This is a genomic window from Enterovibrio baiacu, from assembly GCF_004120195.1.
Taxonomy (GTDB): Bacteria; Pseudomonadota; Gammaproteobacteria; order Enterobacterales; family Vibrionaceae; genus Enterovibrio; species Enterovibrio baiacui.
Map to the genome: position 1 here is coordinate 253,806 of NZ_SCHN01000008.1, position 12,696 is coordinate 266,501.

Genomic DNA, 12,696 nt, shown 5'->3' on the forward strand with positions numbered 1-12,696 from the left:
TTACCATTTGTTTTTGGGGTTAAAATGAGCGATCAAGCTACTCTACAAAGTAAGGAAACGCGCGGTTTCCAATCCGAAGTAAAGCAACTACTGCATTTAATGATCCACTCACTGTATTCCAACAAAGAGATCTTTCTGCGTGAGTTGATTTCTAACGCATCGGATGCGGCCGACAAATTGCGCTTCAAAGCGCTATCGAATGCAGAACTTTACGAAAATGATGGCGATCTCCGCGTTCGTCTAAGCGTCAACAAAGAAGCGGGCACGCTCACCATTGATGACAATGGTATTGGTATGACGCGCGATGAAGTGATCGACAATCTTGGTACCATCGCAAAGTCCGGAACGGCGGATTTCTTTAAGCAACTTTCTGATGACCAAACCAAAGATAGCCAATTGATTGGTCAGTTTGGTGTGGGCTTCTATTCCGCATTTATTGTTGCAGACAAAGTGTCTGTAACAACGCGTGCTGCAGGCTCGGCGAAAACCGACGCAGTGCAATGGGAATCAACCGGCGAAGGTGACTACACCATCGAAGGCGTTGAAAAAGCCTCTCGTGGTACATCCATTACCTTGCACCTTCGTGAAGAAGACAAAGAATACCTTGATGACTGGCGTCTTCGTGAAGTTATCGGTAAATACTCTGATCATATCGGTATCCCCGTTGAAATTTGGGCAAATGAGCGTGACGAAGAAGGGAATGAAACCGACCAAGGCAAATGGGAAAAAATCAACAAAGCCCAAGCACTTTGGACGCGCTCTAAATCTGACGTAACAGATGAAGAGTACCAAGAGTTCTATAAACACCTTTCACACGACTTTGCTGATCCTCTGCTTTGGAGTCACAACCGAGTAGAAGGTAAAAATGATTACACCAGCTTGCTATACGTGCCCTCGAAAGCGCCATGGGACATGTTTAACCGCGATCACAAGCATGGTTTGAAACTGTATGTTCAACGCGTTTTCATTATGGATGATGCGTCTCAATTCATGCCGAGTTACCTACGATTTGTGCGTGGTTTGATAGATTCTAATGACTTACCACTGAACGTTTCGCGTGAAATTCTGCAAGATAACAAAGTGACCCAAACGCTGCGTAATGCATGTACAAAACGTGTGTTAACCATGCTTGAACGTTTAGCGAAGAACGAGCCCGAGAAATACCAGGCATTTTGGAAAGAATTTGGCCTAGTGCTAAAAGAGGGCCCAGCGGAAGACTTCAGCAACCGTGAGAAAATTGGGGGGTTGCTGCGCTTTGCATCCACGCAGTCTGACAGCAGTGAGCAAACCGTGTCATTGGCAGATTACGTATCTCGCATGAAAGAAGAACAAGACAAGATCTTCTACCTCACAGCAGATACGTATCAAGCCGCGAAAAACAGCCCGCACCTTGAGCAATTCAAAGCGAAAGGCATTGAAGTTATTTTGATGTACGACCGTATTGATGAGTGGTTGATGGGTTACCTGCCAGAATTCGATGGTAAACAGTTCCAGGCAATCACGAAAGCGGATCTGGATCTAAGCAAATTTGAAGACGACAACGAAAAAGAGAAACGCGAAGAGACGCAAAAAGCCTTCGAATCCGTTGTCGAGCGCACGAAAGCCTATTTGGGTGACCGTGTGAAAGAAGTACGCACCACATTCAAATTGTCAGGCACGCCAGCGGTTGTGGTGACCGACGAATTTGAAATGGGCACACAGATGGCAAAACTGCTCGCGGCTGCGGGTCAGCAAGCGCCAGAAGTGAAGTACATTTTTGAATTGAACCCAGAACATGCCCTTGTGAAGCAAATGGCTGATGAAGCGGATGAAGAAGCGTTTGGCCGTTGGGCTGAAATGTTGCTTGGGCAAGCCATGTTGGCTGAACGTGGTTCAATGGAAGATCCGTCACAGTTCTTAACAGCCGTTAATCAATTATTGACTAAAGGCTAATGGTATCTAACCCACGGAAATGTAAATAATCTATATCAAGCCCAGCATGATTGCTGGGCTTGCTAGCGTTTACGTAACCGTGTATGTTGCATTTTTTGCGAAAAATCCAAGTAAAGAAAGGGGATAACTATGCGCATCATTCTTCTGGGCGCTCCAGGTGCGGGTAAAGGAACTCAAGCGCAGTTCATCATGGAAAAATATGGCATTCCACAGATTTCCACGGGTGACATGCTGCGTGCAGCAATCAAAGCCGGTACTGAAATGGGCAAACAGGCGAAGGCAGTTATCGACGCTGGTCAGCTTGTATCGGACGATATCATTCTAGGTCTGGTTAAAGAGCGTATTGCACAAGAAGATTGTGCGAAAGGCTTCCTGCTGGATGGCTTCCCACGTACGATCCCACAAGCTGATGGCTTGAAAGAAATCGGTGTGGATGTTGATTTCGTTCTAGAATTCGACGTTGCTGACAGTGTGATCGTTGAGCGTATGAGCGGTCGTCGTGCGCACCTGGCTTCAGGTCGTACTTACCACGTTGTTTACAACCCACCTAAAGTGGAAGGTAAAGATGACGTGACCGGTGAAGACTTGGTTGTTCGTGATGACGACAAAGAAGAAACCGTACTAGCACGTCTAGGCGTATACCACGATCAAACGTCGCCGCTGATCGCTTTCTACAAGAAAGAAGCAGAAGCAGGCAAGACGCAGTACCTAACTTTTGACGGTACTAAGCAAGTGGCAGAAGTCAGTGCTGAGATCGAAAAAGCGCTAGGTTAACCCTCGCTTTTTCTAGGAAAAAGGGCAGTCTAAGGATTGCCCTTTTTTGATCCGAAAAGCCGCCGCATCAGTAGTGGTATGCTTGCGAGTTCGTGATATTCTTTAGGCGTAACATACTGTTGAAGCAGGTTGAAATGGAAAATAATCAAAAAACTGGCGTGTTGCTAGCCAATCTAGGGACACCCGACGCACCAACGGCAAAAGCAGTCAGTGCTTTCTTAAGCGAATTTCTTCACGACAAGCGTGTTGTAGACATGACGCGTTGGTTATGGTGCCCGTTACTGCACGGCATCATCCTACCTGTGCGATCACCAAAGGTCGCAAAGCTCTATCAAAGTGTGTGGATGGAAGAAGGGTCACCATTGATGGTGTACTCACAGCGCCAGAAAGCCGCGCTGGAAGCCGTCATTGATATGCCTGTTGAAGTTGGTATGACTTATGGTCAGCCAAGTATTCTCAGCGCCGTAGAATCACTTCAGGCCCAAGGGTGTGAGAGAATTCTTGTGTTACCGCTCTATCCGCAATATTCGCGTACAACCACCGCGGCAGTGTTTGATAAGTTGGCAAAATCACTCAAAGGTAAGCCTGCTATCCCCGAGTTTCGTTTTATCAATCAATATTATGATGACGCTGCGTACATTGAAGCACTCGCGCAATCAGTAGAATCGCATTGGGATGCGAACGGCAAACCTGACATGTTGGTGTGTTCTTACCACGGCATTCCTAAGCGTTATGCCGACAATGGTGACCCATACCGCGAACATTGCCATGACACCACAGAGCGGTTGATTGCTCGCTTGAACACAGATGTGAAAATTAAAACCACCTTCCAATCTCGATTTGGTCGTGAAGAATGGCTGCAGCCCTACACGGATAAAACCCTAGAGCAATTGCCGAAGGACGGTGTGAAGCGCGTTGATATCATCTCGCCAGCATTCTCGGTGGATTGTTTGGAAACCTTGGAAGAGATTGCAGAACAATGCCACGACAGTTTCATGGAAGCGGGCGGCGAGGCATTTCGCTTTATCCCTTGTTTGAATGACTCTCCTGCACATATCGACATGATGCGCCAACTGGTGGAGCGTCATACTCAAGGTTGGTAACGGTTTCATTGATGCTAGAATGAATTTCTGTCGCACCAATTTGTATGGGGGATATTCCCACTTCAAATTAGTGTGATAGAATTCTCACTTTCGCCACTACTACGACGCATCGATATCATGAAATTTCCAGGCCAACGCAAATCAAAGCATTACTTTCCTGTGCATGCACGTGACCCTTTACTGGTTCAAGCGAGTGAACAACGCAAGCTAACGCGACCACACGTTATTGGTATTGATCAGACGCTGGTGGATATTGAAGCCAAGGTGAGTGACGAGTTTCTAGCTAAGTATGCATTGAGCAAAGGCCATTCTTTGGTGATTGACGACAAGCGCGCAGAAGCCTTGTACCAAGAACTCAAAGAAAACAACATGATTAGCCACGAGTTTGCGGGTGGTACCATTGGTAACACGCTGCATAACTACTCAACACTGGCCGATGACAAATCGATTCTTCTCGGTGTGATGAGCCGTGACATTACAATCGGCAGCTATTCATACCGTTACCTGTGTAATACCTCTAGCCGTATGGATCTGAACTACCTTCAACCTGTTCAGGGGCCAATTGGTCGTTGTTATGCGTTGATCAGTGAAGAAGGCGAACGTACGTTTGCGATCAGTGAAGGCTTGATGAACCAACTGAAGCCTGAATCCATTCCAGAACATATCTTCAAGAACGCATCTGCACTCGTGCTTACCGCCTACTTGGTTCGTTGCAAAGAAGGCGACCCAATGCCTGAAGCAACCATGAAAGCCATCGAGTTTGCGAAAAAGTACGACGTTCCTGTGGTCATGACCATGGGCACGAAATACGTTATTCAAAACAACCCACAGTGGTGGCGTGAGTTCCTCGCCGAGCACGTTTCTGTTGTTGCAATGAATGAAGAAGAAGCTGAAGCACTGACCGGTGAATCTGATCCACTGCTAGCCGCAGACAAAGCCCTTGAGTGGGTAGACATGGTTCTTTGCACTGCAGGCCCAGTTGGCCTTTACATGGCCGGTTACACCGAAGAAAGTGCGAAGCGCGAAACCAGCCTTCCATTGCTGCCGGGCCCAATTGCAGAATTCAACATGTACGAATTCAGCCGTCCAATGATGAAGAAAGATTGCGAGACCCCATCAAAGGTTTACTCGCACATCGCCCCATACATGGGTGGTCCAGAGCGTATTAAAAACACCAATGGTGCAGGCGATGGTGCGCTGTCTGCCGTGCTTCATGATATGTCTGCGAACCGTTACCACCGTGATAACGTGCCAAACTCAAGCAAGCACAGCTTCCAATACCTGACCTACAGCTCGTTCTCGCAAGTGTGCAAGTACGCAAACCGCGTAAGCTATGAAGTATTAGCCCAGCACTCACCGCGTTTGTCGCGCGGCCTTCCTGAGAGGGAAGATAGTCTTGAAGAGGCTTACTGGGAACGCTAAATTTCTGCCGTATTAGGCGCTTATGCTGCGTTGATTTCATCAATTCTGTCAGTCACTTAGTGAACTAAGCTCCCAACCAGAATCTATTCATCGCCTTGCTTAAGTGCCCACTACGTTGAGATTACTCAGATATAAAAAAACCGCCGAAATGGCGGTTTTTTGTTTTTGAGCGCTATGCTTTTCTCGCTTCTCGCTTCTCGCTTCTCGCTTCTCGCTTCTCGCTTCTCGCTTCTCGTTCTTAGCCCTTGTTGTAGGCTTCGTTGTGAACGGCGGCGACGGCACGACCAGAAGGGTCTGCTGCGTTTTTGAAGCTCTCATCCCACTCGATGGCTTTCGCGCTTGAACAAGCGATTGACGGGCCACCAGGCACACATTCCGCTGCGCTTGGTAGCGGGAACAACTCTTCAAAGATCTCGCGGTATGCGTAACCTTCTTTTGTAGTTGGTGTGTTGTAAGGGAAACGGAACTGCGCTGTTTCCATTTGTTGGTCTGTGACTTTCTCTTCAGCGACGGCCTTCAGAGTATCAATCCAGCTGTAGCCAACGCCGTCAGAGAACTGCTCTTTTTGGCGCCATGCGATAGATGCAGGGAGGTAGTGTTCAAAACACTCGCGCAAAATGTGTTTTTCCATTTTGCCATTACCACACATCTTATCTTCAGGGTTCAGGCGCATCGCCACGTCGATAAATTCTTTATCGAGGAAAGGTACGCGACCTTCAACACCCCATGCTGCCAACGACTTGTTCGCACGGGCACAGTCAAACATGTTCAATGCGAGAAGTTTACGAACGGTTTCTTCGTGGAACTCTTTCGCGTTAGGCGCTTTGTGGAAGTATAAGTAGCCGCCGAAGATCTCATCAGCCCCTTCGCCAGAAAGCACCATTTTGATGCCCATCGCTTTGATTTTGCGACCCATCAAGTACATTGGCGTTGAAGCGCGAATGGTGGTGACATCGTATGTTTCAATGTGGTAAATCACATCGCGAATCGCGTCAAGACCTTCTTGAATGGTGTAGGTCATTTCGTGGTGAACCGTACCAATCTGGTCTGCCACTTCACGCGCAGCTTTCAGATCTGGCGCACCTTCAAGGCCAACAGCAAACGAGTGCAGTTGTGGCCACCAAGCTTCTGATTGACCATCGTCTTCAACACGCATTGCAGCAAAGCGCTTCGCAACGGCTGATGTGATGGATGAATCCAAGCCACCTGATAGCAATACACCGTAAGGTACATCGGTCATCAACTGACGCTTAACGGCATCTTCCAGTGCTTTGGTGAGATCTTCTTTGCTGGTGGTGTTACCTTGCACCGCGGCGTATTCGTTCCAATCACGCACGTAGTAACGGTGTGGTTCAGCATCACTAGAACGAAGGTATGAACCAGGAGGAAACTCGCTGATGGTTTTACACACAGGCACCAGCGCTTTCATTTCAGACGCTACGTAGAAGTTGCCGTGCTCATCGTGGCCTTGGTAAAGCGGAATAATACCGATATGGTCGCGACCGATGAGGTAGGTATCTTTTTCTTCATCGTAAAGAACGAACGCGAAAATACCGTTTAGCTCTTCGAGTAGGTCTTCGCCCATGTCTTGGTATAGCGCAAGGATTACTTCACAGTCAGAATCTGTTTGGAAGTCATACTTGTCTTCATAACGCGCACGGATTTCTTTGTGGTTGTATATTTCGCCGTTGACCGCGAGGATGTGTTTTTTGTCAGGGCTATAAAGCGGTTGAGCGCCACTGTTTAGACCAACAATCGCGAGACGCTCGTGCGCCAGAATCGCATTGTCTGATGAATAAATGCCTGACCAGTCAGGGCCACGGTGGCGGAGCTTTTTAGACATTTCCAGCGCTGATTGACGAAGCGCCGATGCATCTGACTTAATATCCAGAATGCCAAATACAGAACACATAAATCCCTCTCTTACTTCCCTTCGCAACGATGTCGTGCGTAATTTAAATCTTTGTTGCCACCAATTTGCCAATTTGAATAAAAAAAGCAACCAGTTGTGGAGAAAAAAATAGAAAACTGGAAACTTGATTTTAATCTATTCGGAAAAATGGCCCATTTGGTGAATAAACGTTAGTTGTTGTGCGTTTTTTGAACGCTTTGCATGTGGTGAACGAAAAGACGCACGTTAGCGTTCGTTATCTTTATTAGCGATGAGCTGATCTTTCACGTGGCGAGCAAAACCTGCTCCCGCTTCGCAATAGATGTTATAGGCCTCGTCCACGCCGAGAGATTTGAGTAATTCTATCTCATCGCTGTACTTCGCAATCGCCGCCACTTTACCGTTAAATCCTAATTGATGAATCTGTTCCATCGCGATGGTATTTGCTTGGCTATGCGGCATGGCTAATAAAATGAGTTCAATGTGCTGTGAGGAGGTAACGCGTGACCAAAAATCGGGGTCAGTGGCGTTACCTTGAATAACGTGTCGGCCCGCTTCCTTGTGGAGTGCAACCGATTCATCACGCGCTTCAATGCCAAGCACTTTGCCGGGAAAAGCGTCTGCCAACTCATCATAGGCACCGCTGCCAATGCGACCCATGCCTAAGATAACGATAGAGGCATGACCAAGGTCGATCAGTTGATCATTATGATGAATCTTTTCTGGGTTTGGATCGTGGAATCGTTTCGATGCATGGGTATAGATCTTGTGGCTGAATGTGTTCAGCGGCGCTGCAAGCACGAAGGAAAGCGACACAGCGATGGCCAATGCGACGAGTATGCTGCCGGGCATAAAGCCCATTTTGTAGGCAATACCGCCGACAATGAGGCCAAACTCGCTGTAGTTAAACAGTGTTAAAGACGCAAATAACGAGGTTCTTACTCGGAACTTAAAGCTGTTGAATACGCCGTAATACAATAACCCTTTGAGAGGGAGTATCAGCATAAACAAGATTGCGATCATGAAGCCTTCAATGGTGGGCTGCTCTGAAAGCCCAATATTGAGGAAGAAGCAGACTAAAAAGAGTTCTTTGAGGTTGAACAGCGACTTGGCCATTTCAGAAGCGCGTGAATGGCCCGCCATCATCATGCCGAGGATCAACGCCCCCAAATCTGCTTTCATCCCTACCGCGTCAAACAGGCCTGCTCCTGCGACCAGTGCCAGGAAGATGCCGTACAGTACTAAGACTTCACCGTGTCCCGCTTTATCAAGCAATCTGAACAAAACAGGTCGAAGAAGTGGTAACGCAAATAGTACTAATGCTTCAATGCCAGGCACTTTACCGGAAGTCGCTGTCAGGAACACCACGGCGAAAATGTCCTGCATGATCAGAACGCCGATAGCGAGTGTGCCGTAAGTGGCATTCATTTCGCCTTTTTCTTGAAGCGCTTTGATGGCAAATACAGTGCTAGAGAAGGAGAGGGCAAAAGCAATTAACACGATCTCGTTCAACGCAAGCGCTGAGAAAGCACTTAAACCCAGGGTTTTAAATACAAGTAAACAGAGGGTAAAAACGGCTGTTGTCAGCACATTATGGACAGATGCCCCAAGCCATATTTCGCGATTCAGCAGTGATTTAACATCAAGTTTTAAACCAATGCTAAATAAGAGCAGGGTGACACCAAGATCGGCAAGCGTTTGAATGAGTGGAGTTGATGCATAACCCGCGGCGTTCAGACCGAAGCCCGCAATAAGAAAACCAACCAATGGTGGCATGTGGCAGCGCAGCATGAGAAATCCGCTAACAAAAGCGACGGCGATAATGATCAGATCCATAAAGCGAGCGTTTTTCCTTTTAACTGTCTGTCGTAGGTGCGCGGGTGCTAACCAAGAGAGGGAACTCTCTCAGTAATAATCGGATTTGCTTAAGGTTTTATTTGCTCATGATAAAGCAAATGCATATTTGAGAGCCAGCAATCAGGAATAAAACTGGGGAATTATCGTGTTTAATTCGTTACACAGTGTGAAGGGATAGTTTTGTCAGAATGTTAGATGGATGCGACAGCCCAAAAACAAAAAGCCCATAAGTGAACCTTATGGACTTTTAATTGTGCGAATCGCGCTGGAACACCTAGGTGTTCATGATGTTCAGTCTTCCAACAGTCTTTGCAATAGCGCGCCATTAAGCATGGCGCGTTTCACCAGCGCAAACGCGCCGAGTGTTGGTGTTGAAGATAAACCCGCTGCAACAATAGGCAGATTCTGATGGAAGGTTTTCAGTGATTGGTTTTCAACACAGCGCTGAATAGCAGGGAAAACCACGCTCTCAGCTTCTGTTATTTCACCCGAGATAACAATCTGCTGTGGGTTGAACAAGTTGATGGTCATCGCAATGGCTTTACCAAGGTGATTGCCCACCTTCACCAACACTTGACGTGCGAGTTCATCGCCAGCGACAGCTGCGCGACAGATATCAGACACATCCAATTCTTTTTTGCCCTGCAGCATGCTTTCATGCCCTTGGGCGAGCAATTGCTGTGCATGCTCGATAATCGCAGGGTTTGATGCCACGGTTTCCAAGCAGCCGAAGTTGCCACACTGACACTTCTTGCCCAGCGGGTCGATTTGAATATGACCAATCTCACCCACGTTGCGGTTATAGCCTAAGAAGACCTGACCATTAACGATAATACCTGCGCCCGCACCGTTATGAACACTGACGAGCAGGGTATCAAAATAATTTTTACTCACCCCGAAATAATGTTCAGCGAGGGCTTGTCCGCGAGTATCGTTTCCGATGAAACACTGCACGCCAAATTCGTCGCGAATTAAGTCACTTAGCGGTAACTTATCGATGGAAATATGGGGCATATATTCAACAACACCCGCTTCAGCATCGACAAGGCCAGGCAATGAGATCGCAACAGCGATGAGTTCACGAACAATATGCTGCTGAGCAGCAAGGAAGCTATGAAGACGGTTTAATAGGCCTTCAATGAGCGCGTCTTGATCTTGGTATTGGAAAAGTTCGTCATGCTGACCCAGTAAGCGGCCTGACAAATCAAACAAAGAGATTTCGATTCGATCGCGGCCCAAACGGACTGCGAGGGAGTGGAAGGGGGCGCATTCGGTGGTCAACGAGATAGCTCGTCGACCGCCTGTGGACGCTTGTTGCGCAACTTCTTTGATCAAGCCGCGCTCAAGTAACTGGCGGGTAATTTTGGTAACACTTGCTGGCGCGAGGCTGCTCACATCAGCAATTTGAATACGAGAAATCGGCCCTTGTTGGTCGATAAGTCGATAAACGGCGGCACCGTTTAACTGTTTAACCAGATCTACGTTACCAATTTGTCCGCCTGTCATAAATGTCCTAGTTCATTGAGTATTCGCCGTTAACTACCGTCGCTTTAACGTTAAAATCGCGATCAAACACGGTCAGGTTAGCGACATATCCTGGTTGGATAGCCCCTAGCTTGTCGTCCATGCCGATAGCTCGGGCAGGATACAAGGTTGCCATGCGGATCACTTCGTCTAAAGCGATGCCTACATGTTCGACAGAGTTTTGAACTGCTTCAATCATCGTCAATGCCGAACCACCAAGCGTGCCATTCTCATCAACACACTTGCCATCACGGTAATATACTTTCTTACCTACAAAAATAAAGTGATCCATGTCTGCTCCTGCAGGCGCTGCTGCATCAGTAACAAGAACCAGTTTTTCACCTTTCAGTTTGTGGGCAATGCGAATGTTTGCATAGTCAACGTGGAAACCATCTGCAATCACACCCGTATAAACGTCAGGCGTATCGTAGATAGCGCCAACCATGCCTGGCTCGCGGCCAGCGATAGGTGTCATCGCGTTGAACAGGTGCGTTGCGAAGGTAATACCCGCACGGAAACCTTTACGCGCTTCAACGTAGCTCGCGTTAGTGTGGCCAGCAGACACCACGATACCTGCATCTGACAGTAGACGAATATGCTCGTCAGGCGTCAGTTCAGGTGCCAAGGTGACCTTGGTCACGACATCTGCGTTTGCTGCAATGAAGTCAATCATTGCATCGTCAGAACGGCGAATGAAATCGACGCTGTGGATGCCTTTTTTCGCGACGTTTAGGTATGGACCTTCAAGGTGCAGACCTAGCGCTTGGTTAGCGTATTTGGCTTGGTATTCACGAATCGCACTGACAGATGCCTTCATGTCTTCATCAGAAGACGTGATAAGCGTAGGCAGGAAGCTGGTGCAACCTGACTTTAGGTTAGCCAAATGCATAGTGCGGATGGTTTCAGCCGTCACTTCATCGTTGAACATTACACCGCCGCAACCATTAAGTTGCAGATCGATAAAACCTGGGCTTAGGTACGCGCCATCTAATGAGCGCGTCTCAATGCCTTCTGGCAATTCATTTTCTGGGCAAACTGTCTGGATAAGACCGCCGTCAACGATGACAGCATGATTGTCCAGCACGTCGCTACCTGTGAATACACGGCAGTTAGTCAGTGCGTACATGAATACTTCCCTACCTTACAGGTTGTTAATGTTTTGTGCTTCTAGCTCTTGGAAGTACTTAACTGTCTTCACTTTTAGCTCCGCAGTTGATGGATCATCACAGACCATCAGTGCTTTAGGATGCAACTGAAGGGCAGACACTGTCCACAAATGGTTTACAGAACCTTCTACAGCGGCTTGCAGAGCCAATGCTTTGTTGTGACCTGTGATCAGGATCATCACTTCTTCTGCATCCAACAGTGTACCAACACCAATGGTCAATGCATGTTTTGGCACTTGGTTGATGTCGTTATCGAAGAAACGAGAGTTTGCGATACGCGTATCTTCAGTCAGTGTCTTGATGCGAGTACGCGAAGACAAAGAAGATGCTGGCTCGTTAAATGCGATATGACCGTCGTTGCCAATACCACCCATGAACAGGTTAATTTTACCAAACGATTTGATTTTGTCTTCGTAACGTTTGCATTCAACCATGTGGTCTTCAGCGTTGCCGTTAAGAAGGTTGATGTTTTCTTCTTTAATATCAATATGGTTAAAGAAGTTGTTGAACATAAAGCTGCGGTAAGACTCAGGGTGGTCTGCAGGGATACCACAGTACTCATCCATGTTGAATGTTACCACGTTCTGGAAGCTTACTTCGCCTTGCTTATGAAGGTTAATCAGTTGCTTATACGTGTTCAGAGGGGTGCCACCAGTCGGCAAACCTAGAACAAACGGACGATCTTCCGTTGGGGCAAATTTATTAATTGCATCAACGATATAGCGTGCTGACCAAAGGCCTACTTCATGTGCGGTTTGTAAAGGGATAAGTCTCATGGGACACCTCTAAGTTAATTCGAAATCTGACTACGTATCATAGTGTAACTGTATCTTACTTTTCATCATAAAATAAGTTTTATGAGCGTGCTAGCAAAAAACCCGATCTTCTATTGTTTTGAGTGACCATAATCACATTTGCCTATGTTTTAATTTGCGGGGCGAAATTAATGGAATAAACTGCGACTGACTCACATAGGATCGTAAAAAAAGTCCCATGTTGTCATTCTACATCTGAGAAAGAACCACTA

The 12,696-nt window shown here is 47.3% G+C and carries 9 protein-coding genes; 4 read left to right on the forward strand and 5 right to left on the reverse strand.

Going from position 1 to position 12,696, the window contains the following annotated elements; translation table 11 throughout:
* Positions 1 to 24: 24 nt before the first annotated feature.
* From htpG to EQP46_RS08075, 4 genes are all read left to right on the forward strand, one after another.
* Positions 25 to 1,932 (forward strand): molecular chaperone HtpG, encoded by a 1,908-nt coding sequence (htpG, locus tag EQP46_RS08060; protein ID WP_129493153.1) that lies wholly within the window; start codon positions 25 to 27, stop codon positions 1,930 to 1,932.
* A 129-nt stretch (positions 1,933 to 2,061) separates the two neighbouring features.
* Complete coding sequence (gene adk / locus EQP46_RS08065) at positions 2,062 to 2,706, forward strand: adenylate kinase (protein WP_129493154.1); 645 nt, start codon at positions 2,062 to 2,064, stop codon at positions 2,704 to 2,706.
* Positions 2,707 to 2,840: 134 nt separating this feature from the next.
* Positions 2,841 to 3,809, forward strand: coding sequence for a ferrochelatase (gene hemH / locus EQP46_RS08070; RefSeq protein WP_129493155.1), 969 nt, complete (start codon positions 2,841 to 2,843; stop codon positions 3,807 to 3,809).
* Positions 3,810 to 3,926: 117 nt separating this feature from the next.
* Positions 3,927 to 5,231, forward strand: a complete 1,305-nt coding sequence (locus EQP46_RS08075) for an inosine/guanosine kinase (protein ID WP_129493156.1) — start codon at positions 3,927 to 3,929, stop codon at positions 5,229 to 5,231.
* A 238-nt stretch (positions 5,232 to 5,469) separates the two neighbouring features.
* Here EQP46_RS08075 and asnB read toward each other — a convergent pair whose 3' ends face one another.
* From asnB to nagB, 5 genes are all read right to left on the reverse strand, one after another.
* The gene (gene asnB / locus EQP46_RS08085) at positions 5,470 to 7,143 is read right to left on the reverse strand and encodes an asparagine synthase B (RefSeq protein WP_129493157.1); all 1,674 of its coding nucleotides are present in this window, start codon (positions 7,141 to 7,143) and stop codon (positions 5,470 to 5,472) included.
* Positions 7,144 to 7,368: 225 nt separating this feature from the next.
* The gene (locus EQP46_RS08090) at positions 7,369 to 8,958 is read right to left on the reverse strand and encodes a cation:proton antiporter family protein (protein ID WP_129493158.1); all 1,590 of its coding nucleotides are present in this window, start codon (positions 8,956 to 8,958) and stop codon (positions 7,369 to 7,371) included.
* A 312-nt stretch (positions 8,959 to 9,270) separates the two neighbouring features.
* Positions 9,271 to 10,485, reverse strand: a complete 1,215-nt coding sequence (nagC, locus tag EQP46_RS08095) for a DNA-binding transcriptional regulator NagC (RefSeq protein WP_129493159.1) — start codon at positions 10,483 to 10,485, stop codon at positions 9,271 to 9,273.
* 7 nt (positions 10,486 to 10,492) lie between these two features.
* Positions 10,493 to 11,629 (reverse strand): N-acetylglucosamine-6-phosphate deacetylase, encoded by a 1,137-nt coding sequence (gene nagA, locus EQP46_RS08100; protein WP_129493160.1) that lies wholly within the window; start codon positions 11,627 to 11,629, stop codon positions 10,493 to 10,495.
* 15 nt (positions 11,630 to 11,644) lie between these two features.
* Positions 11,645 to 12,445 carry a glucosamine-6-phosphate deaminase gene (gene nagB, locus EQP46_RS08105; protein WP_129493161.1) on the reverse strand — a complete coding sequence of 267 codons (801 nt, stop codon included), beginning with the start codon at positions 12,443 to 12,445 and terminating at the stop codon, positions 11,645 to 11,647.
* Positions 12,446 to 12,696: the final 251 nt, after the last annotated feature.